The organism is Streptomyces sp. NPDC048560, from assembly GCF_040650955.1.
In the GTDB taxonomy this organism is placed as follows: Bacteria; Actinomycetota; Actinomycetes; order Streptomycetales; family Streptomycetaceae; genus Streptomyces.
The window spans coordinates 271,538-290,486 of sequence record NZ_JBEZIJ010000011.1; the positions used below are offsets into that span (position 1 = coordinate 271,538).

Annotated in this window: 10 protein-coding genes; 5 read left to right on the forward strand and 5 right to left on the reverse strand. The window is 69.7% G+C overall.

Annotated features, from left to right (window positions below):
- The first annotated feature begins 50 nt into the window (after positions 1-50).
- The 3 genes from AB0C82_RS28210 to AB0C82_RS28220 all read left to right on the forward strand — a co-directional run bounded on the left by AB0C82_RS28210 (position 51) and on the right by AB0C82_RS28220 (position 10,402).
- Entirely contained in the window at positions 51-9,050 is a 9,000-nt protein-coding gene (locus AB0C82_RS28210) for a DNRLRE domain-containing protein (RefSeq protein WP_362847069.1), read from the forward strand.
- 10 nt (positions 9,051-9,060) lie between these two features.
- The gene (locus AB0C82_RS28215) at positions 9,061-9,573 is read left to right on the forward strand and encodes a hypothetical protein (RefSeq protein ID WP_362847071.1); all 513 of its coding nucleotides are present in this window, start codon (positions 9,061-9,063) and stop codon (positions 9,571-9,573) included.
- 274 nt (positions 9,574-9,847) lie between these two features.
- Positions 9,848-10,402 carry a hypothetical protein gene (locus AB0C82_RS28220; protein WP_362847073.1) on the forward strand — a complete coding sequence of 185 codons (555 nt, stop codon included), beginning with the start codon at positions 9,848-9,850 and terminating at the stop codon, positions 10,400-10,402.
- Positions 10,403-10,526: 124 nt separating this feature from the next.
- On the opposite strand, the gene AB0C82_RS28225 is transcribed toward AB0C82_RS28220, so the two are convergent.
- The 4 genes from AB0C82_RS28225 to AB0C82_RS28240 are packed head-to-tail and all read right to left on the reverse strand — an operon-like array spanning position 10,527 to position 16,330.
- Positions 10,527-11,693: an acyl-CoA dehydrogenase family protein gene (locus AB0C82_RS28225; RefSeq protein WP_362847075.1), complete on the reverse strand. Its 1,167-nt coding sequence runs from the start codon at positions 11,691-11,693 to the stop codon at positions 10,527-10,529.
- Positions 11,694-11,701: 8 nt separating this feature from the next.
- Positions 11,702-12,652, reverse strand: a complete 951-nt coding sequence (locus AB0C82_RS28230) for a hydroxymethylglutaryl-CoA lyase (RefSeq protein WP_362847077.1) — start codon at positions 12,650-12,652, stop codon at positions 11,702-11,704.
- A complete protein-coding gene (locus AB0C82_RS28235) occupies positions 12,649-14,709 on the reverse strand; it encodes a biotin carboxylase N-terminal domain-containing protein (RefSeq protein WP_362847079.1) in 2,061 nt (686 codons plus the stop codon). Before AB0C82_RS28235 ends, AB0C82_RS28230 begins: the two co-directional genes overlap by 4 nt.
- Before the next feature lie 13 nt (positions 14,710-14,722).
- Positions 14,723-16,330 (reverse strand): carboxyl transferase domain-containing protein, encoded by a 1,608-nt coding sequence (locus tag AB0C82_RS28240; RefSeq protein ID WP_362847081.1) that lies wholly within the window; start codon positions 16,328-16,330, stop codon positions 14,723-14,725.
- Between the two features lie 98 nt (positions 16,331-16,428).
- Between AB0C82_RS28240 and AB0C82_RS28245 the strand changes: the two genes are divergently transcribed.
- Positions 16,429-17,037 (forward strand): TetR/AcrR family transcriptional regulator, encoded by a 609-nt coding sequence (locus tag AB0C82_RS28245; protein WP_362847083.1) that lies wholly within the window; start codon positions 16,429-16,431, stop codon positions 17,035-17,037.
- A 134-nt stretch (positions 17,038-17,171) separates the two neighbouring features.
- Positions 17,172-17,951 carry a phosphatase gene (locus tag AB0C82_RS28250; RefSeq protein ID WP_362847085.1) on the forward strand — a complete coding sequence of 260 codons (780 nt, stop codon included), beginning with the start codon at positions 17,172-17,174 and terminating at the stop codon, positions 17,949-17,951.
- 16 nt (positions 17,952-17,967) lie between these two features.
- Here AB0C82_RS28250 and AB0C82_RS28255 read toward each other — a convergent pair whose 3' ends face one another.
- Positions 17,968-18,936 carry a cation diffusion facilitator family transporter gene (locus AB0C82_RS28255; RefSeq protein WP_362847087.1) on the reverse strand — a complete coding sequence of 323 codons (969 nt, stop codon included), beginning with the start codon at positions 18,934-18,936 and terminating at the stop codon, positions 17,968-17,970.
- Positions 18,937-18,949: the final 13 nt, after the last annotated feature.

Here is an 18,949-nt window from a genome sequence, read left to right on the forward strand (position 1 = left end):
CACGCAGGAATCTCACGACCACCACGATCGTGGGGCTGCTCTTAGCGGGAATGCCGCAACCGGCTTTCGCCGCACAGGTCGAGGGCAAGGCGCTCGTCGACGGAGTACGGAGCTGGTTCGGGGCGGACGACGACGGCGACGGGGAGAGATCCCGGCCACCCGAGCTGCCCGACGAGGGGGTGACGGACAACCAACGTCTCCCCGACGGGCGCGAGGCGCCCGAGCCGAAGCGGACGGCCGAGCTCAAGGACAGACGCACGCCCAGTGCCCGCTACTGGAAGCTCTCCGACGGAAGGGTCCAGGCCGAGGTCTCCGGCACCCCGACGCACTACGCGTCGGGCAAGGACTGGAAGGCCATCGACACGGCGGTGCGCCCCACCGCCCGTGACGGCTTCAGCCACGCCAACACGACCAACGTCGCCGGGACATGGTTCGGATCGGACCCGGACGGACTGGTCCGCTTCAGCACGGAGTCCGGGCACTGGGTGACCGTCGGCATCAAGAAGCCGGCGGACCCGGAGCTCACCCCGCAGGTCGCGGGCAACGCCGTCACCTACTCCGGCGCCCTGGGCGCGGGAGCGGACCTCCGCTACACCGTCGGCCACGGATCGGTGAAGGAGGACATCGTCCTCGCCGCGCCGCCCGCCGGGAGCGCCGCGTACACCTTCACCCTCGACACCAAGGGCCTCACGGCCACGCAGCTGAAGAACGGCGCCATCGCCCTCCACAGCGAGGCAGGCGGTTCCGGACGGCCCGAACTGGTCATCCCCGCACCGTTCATGACGGACGCGAAGAAGGACGCCGGCTCCGCGTACGGGACGGCCTCCAGCGACGCCGTCCAGCAGAAGCTCACGGGCGCCAAGGGCTCCTACGAGCTGACCCTGCGCCCGGACGCGAAGTGGCTGGCCGCCCCCGAGCGGCAGTACCCGGTGGTGATCGACCCGACGATATCCATCGCGCCGACGTCCACCCAGTCCCAGGACGTCATGATCTCCTCGGACGACCCCGCCGCGAACTACGACGGCAACTGGCGGCTGTCCGTCGGCGCCACGAGCCTCGGAGGCGCGTCCCGCGCCCTGGTGAGGTTCCCGCTGACCGGCGTACCGGCCGGCGTGAAGCTGGACTCCGCCGACCTGAAGCTCTACTACGACCAGACGCACGGCGCGGGCGACACGGACGTCCCGCTGGAGGCGCACCGCGCCACCGCCGCGTGGGACGAGACCACCGCCACCTGGGCGAACAGCAACGCCATCACGGGTGAGCTCTCCGGCACCTCCGTCGTCGTGGACGACGGCGACACCGGAACCACGGCCGCGAAGGGCGCCTGGCCCGCGTCCGGGAACACCGCGTTCACGCAGTACGCGGTCAACCGGGACTACCTGTACAACAAGGACACGATCGCCGGGGACACGTACACCTGGCAGCCGCAGATCCCCTCGGACGGCACCTACCGGGTCGACGTGCACAGCGTCCCCGCGTCCGACCGGGCCACCAACGCCCCGTACACCGTGACGTACGACGGTGGCACGAAGGCGTACACCGTCGACCAGAGCGCCGGTACGGGCGGGGTGTGGAAGACGCTCGGCAGCCACCCGTTCAAGGCGGGCAACGCCGGCAAGGTCGTCCTCGGTGACGGCCCGGCTTCCACCTCCACCGGGGTCATCGCCGACGCCGTACGGCTGACGAAGGGCGGCACCGTCACCAAGCGGGCCGGGGTCGTCAACACCTGGCACTCCTTCGGTGTCACCGACACGGTGCAGTCCTGGATCAACGGCACCAACGCCAACAACGGCTTCGTGGTCAAGGCAGCCGACGAGTCCGCGACAGCCCCCATGGGCGGACCGCGCTACGAGGCCGCCGAGTTCGCGTACAAGGGCGAGGGCGCCAACTTCCCCCGCCTGGTGCTGACCTGGGGCCGCCCCGGAGTCACCCTCGACGCGCCGCGGGTCATCCACTCGACGGGCGCCGAGCTGAACTGGTCCGCGTACGCCGACCCGTCGGCCGTCTCGACGGCGGACGACATCGTGGAGTACCAGGTCCACCGCAGCGTGTTCCAGACCTTCACGCCGTCCTCGCAGACCCTGCTGGCGCCCGTGGCACCCACCAGCAGATCCTTCACGGACTCCACCGCCACCCCGACCCCCGCGGACTCGGCGGACACCTTCGGTAACGTCTTCTACTACATGGTCGCGGTGAAGACCCGCGACGGGCAGGTGATCCCGGCACCCACCGAGCTCGTGAAACTGCCCACCGCGGGCCGGACCACCGTGGTCCTCCAGGGCGACGCGGCCGACACCACGCTGTCCAGCGCCCAGCCCACCACCGGCCACGACGCGATCTCCGAATCGTCGATCAACCACCCGTGGATGACGGTCGGCAACAACTCCACGTCGCTCGGAAAGACGCGGGCGCTGTTGAAGTTCCCCTCGCTGAGCGAGGTACCCGCCGGGGCGCGCGTCCTGGAGGCGCAGCTCGACATGTGGGGCACGACGACCACCACCGGCACCGCCGGAGCGGTCTACGAACTGCGCGGGCTCACCAAGGACTTCGACGAGTCCACCGCGAGCTGGAACAACGCCACCGCCACCACCCCGTGGACGGCACCGGGCGGTGACCTCGGCACGGCCGTCGCTGACACCGTGGCTGAGGTCACCAACGACCCTGCCCGGCAGAGCTGGATGCTCACCTCGCTGGCGCAGCAGTGGGTCTCCCAGCCCACGAGCAACAAGGGCGTGGTGATCAAGCTCCAGAACGAGACCTTGAGCGGACCGCAGGAACGCACCGTGTTCCTGTCCTCCGAGGCGGAGGAGCCGCAGCTGCGGCCGCAGCTCGTCGTCACGTACATCGACAAGTCCACGGCCTCCACGTACTACGCCCCCGACACCCCGTCGCGGATGATCCCGGGCGACCAGTACGGCATCGACGTCACCCTCACCAACACCACCACCACGGAGTGGAAGTCGGCCGACCAGGCCCTCTCCTACACCTGGTCCCTGCCCGACGGCACGGACGCCACCACCGGCGGCAACCAGCTGCAGACCGCGCTGCCGAAGAACGTCCTGCCCGGTGAGACCGTCACCGTGAAGGCGCAGCTGAAGACCCCGATCAACTCGGACTCCGGCAACAAGCGTCTCGACTACGTCCTCAAGTGGGACGTGCGCAACAACACCACCGGCACCTGGCTCTCGGCCACCGAGTCCATCCCGCCGCTCGCGCAGAACGTGCGCGTGGAGGACCCGACCTCCGACCAGCTGGGCATGGAGAAGTTCTTCTCGTACTCCGGGAAGAACACCGGTGGCGGCGGCACGATCATGAACAACCTGTACGCGGGCAACACGGTCTGGCAGTACAACGCCCTGAGCAACCCGGGCCGCGGCCTCTCGACCTTCGCGCGCTTCGCGTACAACTCGCTCGACACCTCGGACACCGTCCTGGGACACGGCTGGTCGGCCCAGGCCGCCTCGCCGCTGCGCCTCGGCGCGGCGCTCGACTTCCACCCCAACCCGAACCCGACCGAGGTGACCCTGCCGGACGGCGACGGAACCTCGCACACCTTCCGCAAGCAGGAGGACGGGTCGTGGAAGGCGCCGGCGGGCGTGCACTACCTGCTGGAGCAGGGCGCCGGCGTGGACTGCACCCCGGACAAGGACGGTGATCCGAAGGCCTGGTCGCTGACCCGCCCGGACCGCACGCGGTTCTTCTTCGACTGCGACGGCTATGTGACGTCGACGGTGGACAAGAACGGCAACACGCAGCTGTTCACCTACGAGGAGCGCAAGTCCAACAACAAGCCGGTCAAGTTCCTCCGGTACATCACCGACCCGGCCGGCCGGCAGTCGCTCACCCTGGACTACTACTCCAAGGCGGAGAGCAGCAACCCGAAGATCATCGACCACCTCAAGTCGATGACCGACATCTCGCAGCGCAAGCTGACCTTCGAGTACTCGGACAAGGGGCTGCTCACCAAGCTCACCGACGGCGCGGGCTCCTCCCAGCCGAAGGTGTTCCTCTTCGAGTACGACGCCACCCAGGGCAACAAGAACGTCAAGCTGGTCAGGACGACCGACCCGCGCGGCAACTCCACCTCGCTCGACTACTACTACCCGAACGAGGGCGAGGACCCGAAGTTCCACTGGTACGCCCAGCAGATCACCGACCGCCTCGGCGGTAACACGGGCTTCGTGTACACCGACACGGACGGCACCGCGGGCTCGGTGATCGAAACCAAGGTGACGGACGCCGAGAACCACGTCACGACACAGGTGCTCGACGGGTACGGGCGTGCCACGCAGATCACGAACGCCAAGTCGGAGACGACGAAGCTGAACTGGGACGCGGACAACAACGTCACGCGGCTGGAGGAGGCCAACGGGGCGGTCTCGACCTGGGTCTATGACCAGAAGACCGGGTATCCGCTGGAGCAGAAGGACGCCGAGGCCAACAAGAACGGCACCCCGGCCCGTATCTACACCTACTCCACCGGTCTGAACGGCCACATCGCCGACCTCTTCCAGAAGCGATCCCCGGAGGGCCGCACCTGGCAGTTCGGCTACGACCTCCGCGGCAACCTGACGTCGGTCACCGACCCCAAGGGTCTCGCCACGGCGACTCCCGACGACTACACGGCGAAATCCGAGTACGACACGTACGGCCAGCTGACGAAGTCGATCGACGCGAACGGTCACGCGACCGTGAACAGCGACTTCCAGGCGATCGGCTTCCCGGCGACGATCACCGACGCCACCAATGCCCGGTCCACGTTCGTGTACGACGATCGGGGCAACGTCACCAAGGTGACCAACGCCAAGGGCGCCGTGGTCACCCAGACCTACGACACCTTCGCCCGCCCGCTGGAGAAGAAGGAGCCGAAGGACCAGGCGTCCGGAGACCTCATCACCACACCGGCTCCCGTCTACGACGCGAACGACAACATCACCCGGACCGTCTCGCCGAACGGTTCCCTCTCCGACTCCGTCTACGACAAGGCCGACCAGCTCTCCGCGGCGACCATGCCCGGAGACGAGGCAACCGACCCGGTCCGCAGGACGACCGCCACCTACGACAAGGTCGGCAACGTCGTCACGATCACCGACCCCCGGGGGAACGAGACGCCGACCGTCGGGGACCACACCTCGACGACCCGGTACGACGCGGTGTACCAGCCGGTCGAGATGATGGACTCGGACGGCGGGAAGGTCACCACGGCGTACGACAGCGTCGGAAACGTCGTCAAGGTCTCCGACCCGAAGAAGAACGCCAGCGCCGACCCGGACGACTACACCACATCGTTCAGCAACGACCTGAACCACCGCGTGGTGAAGACCACGGACGCCATCGGCAACTTCACCACCGTCTCCTACGACCTCGACGGGCTCACCGTCGGCAAGACGGACTCCGAGGGCAACGAGGCACTCGCCACGTACGACGAGCGCGGTGCGCTCGTCGAGTCGAAGGTCCCGTTCTCCAAGGACGGCTCGGGAGGCATCAACTACCGCACGACCAGGTATGCCTACGACCAGGTGGGCAACCGCACGAAGACGATCACTCCGCGCGGGGTCGAGAGCACCGAGGACACGACCGACTTCACGGCGGAAACCGTCTACGACGAGCTGAACCGGGTCAAGGAGGAGCGGTCCCCGTTCGACAAGGACGCGACCCGCTACAACACTCCGGACTCGACCTTCTACTTCTACGACTCCGTCGGCAATCTGAGCTCCGTCTCGGCCCCGCCGTCCGACGGCCAGAGCGTCCGCAACATCACCGAGTACAGCTACTTCGACAACGGCTGGACCCGGACGGCGAAGGACCCGTGGGACATCACCACGTCCTATGAGTACAACGACCTGGGTCAGCAGACTAAGAACACCATGACCTCGGCCGGCGGGTCCCAGCAGCGCACCATGACCTGGGACTTCTTCGACTCCGGTAACCAGCGGGCCCGCTCCGACGACGGCGTTCCCGTGGGCAAGCAGGTGGTCCTGGTCGACAGCTCAGATTTCAACAACTCCGCCAACCAGGGCAACTGGGCTCGCACCCAGGCCGAGCAGCAGTACGGCTACGACACCTTCTCGCATCCGGCCGGTTCGGGCGCTGACCAGTTCGTGTGGCAGCTGAACATCCCGCAGAAGGGCACCTACGAGGTCCTCGTACGCCACCCGAAGATGACGGGGGCCGCGAGCGACGCCAAGTTCACGATCGATCACAACGGCGGCAGCGTCACCAAGACCGTCAACCAGACCCAGAACACCGGCACGTGGGTCTCGCTCGGCAGCTACGAGTTCGTCGAGGACGGTCCGCAGAAGGTCAGCGTCACCGACCAGGCCAACGGAACGGTCCTCGCCGACGCGGTGAAGCTGGTCCGGGCCAACACCGGCGAGGCGGACACCGAGAAGAAGGACTTCACCTACAAGTACGACGCCAACGGCGCCATGGTCGAGGTCAAGGACAACTCCTCCGGCGCCAAGATCGACACGTACAAGATCGCCTACGACGGCGGGAACCGCATCTCCAAGGTCGAGGAGGTCGCGGCCGGCGCGGTGAAGCACAGCACCGCGCTGACGTATGACGCCAACGGCAATCCCGTCACCTCCACCCACGACCTGACCTGGTCGAAGATCGAGTACGACGCGCGCGAGCTGGTCGCGAAGGTCACGAACGCGGACTCGGCGACGGCGGGCAACCAGCAGGTCACCACGCTGGAGTACACCGCGCGCGGGCAGTTGCTGAAGCAGACCAGGCCCAACGGCAACACGCTCGGCATGTCGTACTACCTCGACGGCTCGGTCAAGCAGTCCGTCGAGAAGACCTCGGGCGGGGCCGTCGTCTCCCAGCACGACCTGGAGTACTCGCCCAACGGGCACCGCTCCAAAGACGTGCTGAAACTGATGAACGCCGACGACAACACGGCGTACATCAACAACACCTACACCTTCGCCTACGACCCCCAGGACCGGGTCACCGGCGTCGACAAGACCGGTGACTCGCCGGCCACCGAGTCCTACACCTACGACCGCAACAGCAACGTCATCGAGCAGACGGTCGACGGCACCACCACCACCCAGCGCTACGACCGCAACCGGCTGTTGAGCGCGAGCGCCGAAGGCGTCTCCTCCACCTACAACTACGACCCGCTCGGCCGGCTCGACACCGTCAGCATCGGCGGCCAGACCGCGCAGAAGTACACCTACGACGGCTTCGACCGGCAGGTGAAGGCCCGCGCTGGTTCCGGCGCGGCGTCGGTGAGCACGTCCTACACCTACGACCCGTTCGACCGGACCGTCTCGCAGGTCACCTCGGGCGCCGAGTCGAAGACCACGGCGTTCACCTACCTCGGTCTGGACAACCAGGTGCTGCGCGAGGAACTGGACGGCAAGGCCGACAAGTCCTACCAGTACCTGCCGTCCGGCCAGCAGGCCACGCAGATCAAGCACAAGGACGACGGCACCAAGGAGTACTCGCAGTACACGACCAGCCCGCGCGGCGATATCGAGGCGATCACCAAGGAGGACGGCAAGACACGTTCGACGTACGGATACACCGCGTACGGCAAGGACGACGCGTCGCAGTTCACCGGCGCGGACAAGCCGGAGTCCGGCAACCCCGGCAAGGAGTCCTACAACGCCTTCCGGTTCAACTCGTCCCGCTGGGACAAGGGCTCCGGTACGTATGACATGGGGTTCCGCAACTACGATCCGGGGCTGAACCGCTTCACGACGCGTGACTCCTACGGCGGGGCCCTCGCCGACATGTCGCTGGCCACGGACCCGTTCACCGGTAACCGCTACGCCTTCGCGGGCGGTAACCCGGTCACCTTCGTGGAGCTGGACGGGCATCTGTTCGGCCTGTCGCTGTCCGACATCGGTCATGCCGCACTCGACGTCGTCGGCCTGATCCCGGTGGTCGGCGAGGTCGCGGACGTCGCCAACGGCATCTGGTACGCGGCCGAGGGCAACTACGCCGACGCCGCACTGTCCATGGCCTCGGCGATCCCGCTCGTGGGTTACGGCGCCACGGCCATCAAGGCCGGAAAGTACGCCAAGAAGGGCCTGGACGCCGCCGACTCGGCCAATGACGTCCGCAAGAGCGCGGACAAGGTCGACGACGTGGCCGACGCGAGCAGCACGGCCCGCAAGACCGACGGTGAGACGCCCGGCGCTCCGAAGAAGGAACCCGAAGCACCCAAGTGCACCAACAGCTTCGTTCCCGGAACCCGGGTGGTGATGGCCGACGGCTCCACCAAGGCCATCGAGGACATGCGCGAGGGCGACCACGTCCTCTCCACCGACGTCGAGTCCGGTGACACCCGCAGCCGGGAGGTGACCGACACCCTCAGCAGCAGGGGCGGAAAGGCCCTCGTCACGCTGACCGTCGACGTGGACGGCCGGGACGGGAAGAAGACCGCCAACATCACGTCGACCGAGGCGCACACCTACTGGCTGCCCGACGCGGGCCGCTGGGTGGAGGCGGTCGACATCGATCCCGGTGCCTGGCTGCGTACGTCCAGCGGTACCTGGGTCCAGGTCACCGCCGTCGATCACCAGCACCGCTCCGTGCGCGTCCACAACCTGACCGTCGACACCGTCCACACGTACTACGTGGTCGTCGCCGGACAGAGCCTCCTCGTACACAACGCGAACTGCGGACCGACCGAAGTCACGGTCAAGTACGAGCAGGGGATGTCGAAGGCGGAGTTCGCCAAGAAGGCGGCCGCCCTGCAGAAGCTGAGCGACCAGGGCAAGCTCTTCAAGGCCCCCAACCCGGTCAAGCGCAACAGCCAGATCACGAAGAACTACAAGGGTGACCTGATCAAGCGGGTCTACGACCAGTACGGGTCGACGAACCCTGCCTTCGCCGACAAGCTCAAGGACCGGATTCTCAACCGGATGGACCCCGACCACGTCCACGAGCTGCAACTCGGTGGTGCCGACGCGGCCAGTAACCTCAAGATGCTGGACCGATTCACCAACTGGCACATCGGTACCCAGCAGATCTGGCCGCAGATCAGGAACCTGGACGATTTCACCCCGATCAAGATCAAGATCGAATGGTAGGTGTGACACGGTGAATGCCGAGCTTCGGGCGGTCGTGGAGGAGTTGCGCGCCGCGATCTCCACCCAGGCGGAGTGGCGCATGATGAACTCGCTGCCGCCCGGAGCCGGCCCCGAGCGGATGGGGGCCGGGCTGCCGGAGCACGTTCGGGAGTTCCTCACGGCGGCGGACGGTGTGACCTGCGGCGACGTCACTGTCTTCGGTGCTGCCGCGGCCGACGGGATGCAGTTCTACGCCGACCCGGTCGATGGGGCCCCGGTCACCCTCGGCCGCGAGAGCTGGTTCTGCCCCGGCGTCATCTCCGACGAGCCGTTCTTCGTCAACCGGGCGTCGGGCGAGGTCTGGTACTTCCCCGACACCGGAGTGGAATGGTGGATGTCATCCGTGTTCGAGAAGGCGGCGGACGACTTCACCGCGTTCTTCCTGCGGTGGGTGGCGGGCCCCGAGTACGTCCGCCTCTCCGCCACCGGGCCCGACGACACATGGGCGGACGTGCTGCGGCACGTGGGCAGGCTGCACCTGTGAGACCCGCGGTGAGTCACGCGGTGAAGACGGGCTTGGGGCGCCGCCGTTCATCGGTGGGCTGAACCGGCACGACACGGCGGCAACAGCACGTGGGCCCCGGACGCACCTCGCGTCCGGGGCCCACTCGCGTCACCTCCCGGCCGGGCCACCCGCGCCGCCCTGCTCGTGGCCGGCCGGGTCCCGCAACCCATATCGCTTGCACGCGTGGCACCGGGCGAGGGAGAGTGCCGTCCGTACCGAGGTTTCGTTCACGGCGGGGGGCAGACGGGTGTGCGTGCTGGACGCGGCAGCCAAGAGGGCTGAGGCCGACCGTTTCCTGCGGCGGTACGCGCACGACGTGCGCACCGACAGCGGGCACCCCGCCCTGCGCGGCTGCGACGAGGTCGACTGGTCGGCGATCCCCGGATGTCCGCCCGAGATGCCGGTCCTGCTCCACGGACTGCTGGACCCGGCCATCGCTCCGGAAGCCGCGCGCGTGCTCACCAATGTGCTGATGGACGGCATCTTCCGGCTGGGCGCCGCCATGCCGGCGGTGCTGCCGTTCGTGCTCCGCCTGGCGGTGGCGGATCCGCGCGTACCCGCCGTGTCCTGTCTCGTCGACATCGTCGTCGTCACCGCCGGGCTGTCCGAGCCGGTCGACGCCGACAACGAGAACGCGGTGCGGCTCCGCGGCTGCGACAGCGACCATCCGGAACGCGAGCGGTGCAGGGCCGTCTTCGCCGAGCACGCCGCTCTCCTGGCCGGGCTGCCCGACGAACTGCTCACCGATGCCGACCGGGCATCGCTCAGGCAGGCCGCGGGCCTCGGGGAGCCGCAGGGCTCCCGCTAGCGCCGCGACAGCCGCGCCCCGCTCCTGGCCGCCCCGCCCCGATCCCCGGGCGTCCGCGACGAGGAAGGCCGCCGTGCGCCGCGTCACCGCACGCGCACGACGGCCTCCGCCGAAGAGCCAACCGTCAGGCGGGGAGACCCAGTTCGCGGGCGATCAGCATCCGCTGCACCTCGCTCGTGCCCTCGCCGATCTCCAGGATCTTGGAGTCGCGCCACATGCGGGCCACCGGGTACTCGTTCATGAAGCCGTAGCCGCCGTGGATCTGGGTCGCCTCGCGGGCGTTGTCCACGGCCACCGTCGAGGAGTACAGCTTCGCGATCGCCGCCTCCTTCTTGAAGGGCTCGCCCGCCACCAGCCGGGAGGCCGCGTCGCGCCAGCCGATGCGGGCCATGTGCGCCCGCATCTCCATGTCCGCGATCTTGAACTGGATGGCCTGGTTGGCGCCGATCGGCTTGCCGAAGGCGTGACGTTCCGCCGCGTACTTCACCGACTCGTCGACGCAGCCCTGGGCCAGGCCCGTGGACAGGGCCGAGATGGCGACGCGGCCCTCGTCCAGGATGCGGAGGAACTGCGCGTAGCCGCGGCCCTCCTCGCCGAGCAGGTTCGCCGCGGGGACGCGGACGTCGCTGAAGGACAGCTCGCGGGTGTCCGAGGCGTTCCAGCCGACCTTGGAGTACGGGGCGGCGACCGTGAAGCCGGGGGTGCCGGAGGGCACGATGATCGCGGAGATGCGCGGGGCGCCGTTCTCCTTGCGGCCGGTGACCGCCGTGACCGTGACCAGCTCCGTGATGTCCGTACCGGAGTTGGTGATGAAGCACTTGGAGCCGTTGATGACCCACTCGTCGGTGGCCTCGTCCAGCACCGCCGTGGTGCGGGTGCCGCCCGCGTCCGAGCCGGCCCCCGGCTCCGTCAGGCCGAACGCGCCGAGCGCCTCGCCCGAGCAGAGCCTCGGCAGCCACTTCCGCTTCTGCTCCTCCGTGCCGAAGCGGAAGACGGGCATGGCACCCAGCGAGACCCCGGCCTCCAGGGTGATCGCCACGGACGAGTCGACGCGGGCCAGCTCCTCCAGGGCGATACCGAGGGCGAGGTAGTCGCCGCCCATGCCGCCGTACTCCTCCGGGAACGGCAGACCGAACAGTCCCATCCGTCCCATCTCGCGCACGATCTCGTACGGGAATTCGTGGCGCTCGTAGAAGTCGCCGATCTTCGGTGCGACCACGTCGTGCGCGAACGCCTCGACGGTGCGTCGCAGTTCCTCGTGCTCGGCGGTCAGCCGGTGGTCCAGAGACATGGGAGGGATCACTGCTCCTTGTGGGAGAGGGCGCGGACGGTACGGGACGGGCTGGGTCGGCCCAGTTGTTCGGCGAGCCACACGCTGGTGGCGGTGAGCTCGGCGAGGTCGACCCCGGTGTGGATGCCGAGACCTTCGAGCATCCAGACGAGGTCTTCGGTGGCGAGATTGCCGGTCGCGCTCTTCGCGTACGGGCAGCCGCCGAGGCCGCCCGCCGAGGCGTCCACGGTGCTCACCCCGTGCCGGAGCGCGGCGAGGGTGTTGGACAGGGCCTGGCCGTACGTGTCGTGGAAGTGCACGCCGATGGTGCCGGTGGCGACACCCGCCTCGTTCAGGGCGGTGAGCAGTGCCTGGACATGGCCCGGTGTGGCGACGCCGATCGTGTCGCCGAGGGAGAGCTCGTCGCAGCCGAGGTCCATCAGCGCCTTGGCGACGCGGACGACCTGGGCGACGGGGACGGGACCCTCCCACGGGTCCCCGAAGCACATCGAGAGGTAGCCGCGCACGTGCACCTTGCCGGCTCTGGCTCGTGCGACGACCGGCTCGAACATGGCGAGCGACTCGTCGACGGTCCGGTTGAGGTTGCGGGCGGCGAACGTCTCGGTCGCCGAGCCGAACACCGCGATCCGCCGCGCGCCGAGTGCGAGCGCCCGCTCCAGCCCCCGTTCGTTGGGCACGAGGACGGGGAGTGCGACGTCCCCGACGTCCGCGATGTCGCCGAGCATCGGGAACAGCTTCTCGGCGTCGGCCAGTTGGGGCACCCACTTGGGGTGGACGAAGCTGGTCGCCTCGATCGTGGTGAGCCCGGCCACCGCCAGCCGGCGGATGAACTCCGCCTTCACCTCGGTCGGGACGACCGCCTTCTCGTTCTGGAGTCCGTCGCGGGCCCCGACCTCGTGGATACGGACCCGGGCCGGCAGCCCGTCGACGGGGACCCGCATGGGAAGACCCTCGGTCATGATTCCTCCACAGGGGTCACGACGGCCAGCACCTGGTCCATGGCGACGGTGGCGCCCGCCGTGACGTCGAGTTCGGTCACGGTCCCCGCGTGCGGCGCGGAGATGACGTGCTCCATCTTCATCGCCTCGACGACGAGCAGGCTCTGCCCGGCGGCCACCTCGTCCCCGACGGCGACCTTCACCACGGTGACGGTCCCCGGCATGGGAGCGGCGAGCGTGTCGACCCCGGCGCGGGCGGCACCGCTGAGGGACGCCTCCACGGGGTCGTGGTCCTGGACGTGCCAGGTGTCTCCGTCCCGTCCCAGCCAGCTTCCCTCGGGCGAGGTGGCGTGGTCGAAGGTGTGGGTCAGCCCGTCGATCTCGACGGTGACCCGGTGCGCGGACGTCGTGACCAGCCGGGCCGACTGCGCGCCCGGCTGCGGGGGGACCGGCCCGCAGGCGTCGACCTGGACGTCATCGGCCCGCCCGCCGGCCACGGTGGTCCCGAGCGTCAGCTCGGCCCCTGCCGGATACGGGCGCAGGGCGGTCCGCACGGGCTCGTGGCCGGGCACCCGGAAGTGCTGGACGACCGGGGCCGGGGTGCCGCCGAGGCGCCAGCCGGTCGGTGCGGAGAACGGGTCGGCCCAGGTGCCGGGTGCCGGGTCGGGGGAGTGGTGCCTGAGGAGCGCCGCGGCCCCGTAGACCTCTTCCGGTACGCCGTCGGGGACCAGCCCCGCCACCTCGCGCTCCACGAGACCGGTGTCCAGGTCGCCCGAGGCCACCGACGGGTGGGCGAGCAGCCGGCGCAGGAAGCCCGCGTTGGTCGGGACGCCGAGCACCACCGTGTCGGCGAGGGCGGCGCGCAGCCGGCGCAGGGCCGTCGCCCGGTCGGGACCGTACGCGATGACCTTCGACAGCATCGGGTCGTACGTGCTGCCGACCGGCACACCCTCGCTGAGTCCGGAGTCCGTGCGCACCCCGCCGCTCTGCGGCTCGCTCAGCCGCAGCACCGTGCCGCCGGAGGGCAGGAAGCCGCGGGACGGGTCCTCGGCGCAGACACGAGCCTCGATGGCGTGGCCGGTGAGGGTGATGTCCTCCTGCTTGTACGGGAGTTGTTCGCCGGCGGCGATCCGGAGCTGCCACTCGACGAGGTCGAGTCCCGTGATCAGCTCCGTGACCGGGTGCTCGACCTGGAGGCGGGTGTTCATCTCCATGAAGCAGTACGCGGCGGGGTCGTCGCCCGGCACGATGAACTCCACCGTGCCGGCGCCGACGTAGCCGCAGGAGCGGGCCGCCTGGACGGCGGCCTCACCCATGGCGGCCCGGGTCGCCTCGTCGAGCAGGACCGAGGGCGCCTCCTCGATGATCTTCTGGTGGCGGCGCTGGAGCGAGCACTCGCGCTCACCGAGGTGCACCACGTTCCCGTGGGCGTCGGCCAGGACCTGGATCTCGATGTGGCGCGGCCGGTCGATCCAGCGTTCCACCAGCAGGGTGCCGTCGCCGAACGAGGCGCGGGCCTCGCGCCGCGCCGCAGCGATCTCGTCGGCGAGCAGGGCCTCGTCGCGCACCAGCCTCATGCCCTTGCCGCCGCCGCCCGCCGAGGGCTTCAGCAGTACGGGCATGGCGATCTCGCGTGCGGAGGCGGCGAGCTGGGCGTCGGTGAGGCCGCTGCCCGAGGACCCGGGCACGACCGGCACGCCCGCCGCGGCGACCGTCTCCTTGGCCCGGATCTTGTCGCCCATCAGCGAGATCGCGGAGGCGGGCGGCCCGATGAAGACGAGACCGGCCTCCGCGCACGCCTGCGCGAAGCCCGCGTTCTCGGCGAGGAACCCGTAGCCCGGGTGGACGGCCTCGGCGCCGGTGCGCCGGGCGGCGTCCAGCAGCCGCTCCACGGAGAGGTAACTCTCGGCGGCGGGCGCGGGCCCGATCCGTACCGCCGTATCGGCCTCCCGTACGTGCCGGGCGTCCGCGTCCGCGTCGCTGAAGACGGCGACCGACCGCACGCCGAGCTCGCGCAGGGTCCGGATGACCCGGACCGCGATCTCGCCACGGTTGGCGACCAGAACAGTGCTGAACATTGAAGTCCTCACATCACATCCGGAAGACGCCGAACTGGGGGTCACCCAGGGGGGCGTTGGCACAGGCGGTCAGAGCGAGCCCCAGCACCTGCCGGGTCTCCAGCGGGTCGATCACACCGTCGTCCCACAGCCGGGCGGTGGCGTAGTACGCGTTGCCCTGCTGTTCGTACTGGGCGCGGATCGGGGCCCTGAAGCTCTCCTCGTCCTCGGCGCTCCAGTCGTCTCCGAGCTGGTCGCGCTTGACGGTGGCGAGCACCGAAGCGGCCTGCTCGCCGCCCATGACGGAGATCTTCGCGTTGGGCCACATCCACAGGAAGCGGGGGCTGTAGGCCCGGCCGCACATCGAGTAGTTGCCCGCGCCGTAGGACCCGCCGACCACCACGGTCAGCTTCGGCACCCGGGTGCAGGCGACGGCCGTGACCATCTTCGCGCCGTGCTTGGCGATGCCGCCGGCCTCGTAGTCGCGGCCGACCATGAAGCCGGAGATGTTCTGGAGGAACACCAGCGGGATGCCGCGCTGGTCGCACAGCTCGATGAAGTGGGCGCCCTTCTGGGCGGACTCCGAGAACAGGATGCCGTTGTTCGCGACGATGCCGACGGGGTGGCCGTGGATCTGCGCGAAGCCCGTGATGAGGGTGGTCCCGTACTCCGCCTTGAACTCCGCGAAGCGGGAGCCGTCCACGACCCGGGCGATCACTTCCCGTACGTCGTAGGGCGTCCGCGAGTCGACGGGCACCGCCCCGTACAGCCCGGCGGGGTCCACCTTCGGCTCCTCGGCCGGCTGCACCGACCAGGGGAGCGCCCCGCGCTCGGGAAGGGTGGCCACGATGTTCCGTACGATCCGCAGCGCGTGGGCGTCGTCCTCGGCGAGGTGGTCGGTCACGCCCGAGGTGCGCGAGTGCACCTCGCCGCCGCCGAGCTCCTCGGCTGTCACGACCTCGCCGGTCGCGGCCTTCACCAGCGGCGGTCCGCCGAGGAAGATCGTGCCCTGGTTGCGGACGATCACGGCCTCGTCGCTCATCGCGGGGACGTACGCCCCGCCGGCCGTGCAGGAACCCAGCACGGCGGCGATCTGCGGGATGCCGGCGCCCGACATCCGTGCCTGGTTGTAGAAGATCCGCCCGAAGTGCTCCCGGTCCGGGAACACCTCGTCCTGCATGGGCAGGAAGGCGCCACCGGAGTCGACGAGGTACAGGCAGGGCAGCCGGTTCTCCAGCGCCACCTCCTGGGCCCGCAGGTGCTTCTTCACGGTCATCGGGTAGTACGTGCCGCCCTTGACGGTCGCGTCGTTGGCGACGATCACGCACTCGCGGCCGCTGACCCTGCCGATCCCGGCGATCACGCCCGCCGCCGGGGCGGCGCCCCCGTACAGTCCCTCGGCCGCCAGCGGGGCCAGCTCCAGGAAGGGCGAACCCGCGTCGAGCAGGGTGTCCACCCGCTCCCGGGGCAGCAGCTTGCCGCGCGCCACATGCCGGGCGCGGGCCTTCTCACCCCCGCCGAGCCGTGCCGTGCTGAGCCGCGACCGCAGCTCGTCGGCGAGCGCGTGATGCGCCGCCTCGTTGGCCTGCCAGGCCTCCGAGGCGGGATCGGCCGCGCTCGTCAGGACCGGTGCCTGCTGCATCGTTCGAGCCCCCTTGCCCGTACCGCACTGGTTAATGACCGTTAACGTGTTGCGCTCAGGTTAACGAGCGCTAACGGCCCTGTCTAGAATGAATCTTCATGAGCACTCATGCCACCGCCCGAGTCGCGGCTCCCACCCGCCGCGAGCAGATCCTCCGGGAGGCGGCACGCCTCTTCGCCGAGCGCGGCTTCCACGGCGTGGGCGTCGACGAGATAGGAGCCGCGGTCGGTATCAGCGGCCCCGGCCTCTACCGGCACTTCCCCGGGAAGGACGCGATGCTCGCCGAACTGCTGGTGGGCATCAGTGAGCGCCTCCTGGACGGCGGACGGATGCGCGTGTCGCAGGACGCGGTGGCCGGCGACGGCTCACCGGAGTCGCTCCTGGACGCGCTCATCGAGGGCCACATCGACTTCGCCCTCGACGACCGCCCTCTGATCACCCTCCACGACCGCGAGCTGGACCGCCTCCGGGAGGCCGACCGCAAGCGGGTGCGCCAGCTCCAGCGGCAGTACGTCGAGGTCTGGGTCGAAGCGGTCCGCGCCCTGTATCCGCGGCTGGCCGAGGACGAGGCCCGGATGACCGTCCACGCGGTCTTCGGCCTGCTCAACTCCACCCCGCACCTCACCGGTGCCCTGCCGGAACGGGACGCCACCGCGGCGCTGCTGCACCGGCTGGCACGCGGGGCCTTCACCGCCGCCGCCTCCTGAAGGGCTGTCCTCGACGCCGCCGCCTCCCGGTGCGGTGCACGCGGGCGGTCCTGCGGATCCAGGCAGGTGCGCGCCGGCGTTCCGCCGTGCGAGACACCCGGCACACTGCGCACACCTGACGGCACAATGGGTTCATGCCGATACCCAGCCGCGCCGCCCTCGTCGACCACCTCGTCCGTTCGCGCATCGCGGGAGACGTCGCCACCCCGCGCGACAACAACCTCTCCCACTACCGCAAGCTCGCCAACGGAGAGCGGCACTACTGGCTGGGCCTGGAGCTCGGGGACCGCTGGACCGACGAGCAGGACGTGCTCGCGGTGATGGCCGAGCGCTGCGGGGTCAGCGACGACCCCGCGCACCGGTACGGGCAGGACACCATCGACCCGGAGCTGACCGTCGACGCGCTGGACCGGATGGCGGCGCGGCTGCGCAAGGCGGCGGCGGATTCGGAGCGGGTGCTGCTCGCGACCGGCCACCCGGGTGGTCTGCTGGACGTGCACCGCAAGACGGCGGACGCGCTGCGGAACGCCGGGTGCGAGATTCTGCGGATCCCGTCGGGCCTGGTGACGGAGGAGGGCATGGTCTTCCAGTTCGCGGACGTCGCCGTCCTGGAGCACGGGGCGACGCTGTGGCACACGCACTCGCCGATCCCGATGGCGGCGATCCTGGACGGCTTCGAGCACGAGGGGCGGCCCAGGCCCGACCTCGTGGTGGCCGACCACGGATGGGCCGGGTGCGCCGGTCAGCGGGGCATCGACACCGTCGGGTACGCGGACTCCAACGACCCCGCGCTGTTCCTCGCCGAGGCGGAGGGCACGCTCCAGGTGACGGTGCCGCTGGACGACCACGTCACCGATCCGCGCTTCTACGACCCGATGACCGACTACCTGCTGGACGCGGCGGGACTGCTCTGACCCGTCGGGGGCGGGGTCACCGGCGGCCGGAGGCGGATCCGGCGCCCTTGCGCTGATCCGGTCCCGGCGTCGGGTCCAGATAGACGCGGCGGATCGCGGGGAAGCGCTCCCGCAGCTGGTCCTCCGCCTCCTCCGAGGCCCACTCGATCTCCTCCGCGCTCGCCACGTCACGGAAGTCGATCTTCGCCGCGATCAGGATCTCCGTCGGCCCCTGGATGAGCGTGGTGAGCTCCAGGACGCCCATGATGTGAGGGACCGAGAGCAGTTCCTCGCGTACGCCGTCCCGCATGGCCTTCGGCAGCGGGCGGCCGATCAGCAGCTGGGCGTTGGAGCGGCCGAGCACCCAGGCAACGTACACGAGCAGGACACCGATCAGGACCGAGGCGACGCCGTCCCAGACGCCCGAGCCGGAGAGCTGGCCGCCGAGCAGGCCGCCCGCCGCGAGCAGCAGGCCGACCAGCGCGGCGGAGTCCTCCATCACGACCGCCTTGACGGCCGTGTCGGGGGTGTGGCGCAGGTAGTAGCCGGCGGGGGAGTGCAGCCGGGCGGCCTCGCGGCGGACCTGCCTGACGCCCGTGCGGAGCGAGTAGCCCTCCAGCAGGAACGCGACGCCCAGCACGATGTACGAGATGAGCGGATCGCCCAGCTCCTCGCCGTGCACGAGGGTGTGCACACCGTCGTAGACGGAGAAGACGGCGCCGCCGACGAACGTGGCGATGGAGGCGAGCATCGCCCAGATGTAGCGCTCGGGGCCGTAGCCGAGCGGGTGGTCCTCGTCGGCCGGCTTCGCGCTGCGCTTGAGCGCGGTCAGGAGCATGACCTCGGTGACGGTGTCGGCGACCGAGTGCGCGGCCTCGGAGAGCATCGCGCTCGATCCGCTGATCAGGCCGGCGACCGCCTTCGCCAGGGCGATGCCCAGGTTGGCGATCGCCGCGACGACGACGGTGGACGTGGACTCCCCACCACCACTTTTCGCATCGGTCATGGTGGGGAGTATG

Excerpts from the sequence above, each read along its gene's own strand:
- AB0C82_RS28225 (WP_362847075.1), bottom strand. The coding sequence starts at position 11,693 with ATGTCTCTGGACCACCGGCTGACCGCCGAGCACGAGGAACTGCGACGC.
- AB0C82_RS28210 (WP_362847069.1), top strand. The coding sequence starts at position 51 with ATGCCGCAACCGGCTTTCGCCGCACAGGTCGAGGGCAAGGCGCTCGTC.
- AB0C82_RS28235 (WP_362847079.1), bottom strand. The coding sequence starts at position 14,709 with ATGTTCAGCACTGTTCTGGTCGCCAACCGTGGCGAGATCGCGGTCCGG.
- AB0C82_RS28240 (WP_362847081.1), bottom strand. The coding sequence starts at position 16,330 with ATGCAGCAGGCACCGGTCCTGACGAGCGCGGCCGATCCCGCCTCGGAG.
- AB0C82_RS28250 (WP_362847085.1), top strand. The coding sequence starts at position 17,172 with ATGCCGATACCCAGCCGCGCCGCCCTCGTCGACCACCTCGTCCGTTCG.
- AB0C82_RS28230 (WP_362847077.1), bottom strand. The coding sequence starts at position 12,652 with ATGACCGAGGGTCTTCCCATGCGGGTCCCCGTCGACGGGCTGCCGGCC.
- AB0C82_RS28255 (WP_362847087.1), bottom strand. The coding sequence starts at position 18,936 with ATGACCGATGCGAAAAGTGGTGGTGGGGAGTCCACGTCCACCGTCGTC.
- AB0C82_RS28245 (WP_362847083.1), top strand. The coding sequence starts at position 16,429 with ATGAGCACTCATGCCACCGCCCGAGTCGCGGCTCCCACCCGCCGCGAG.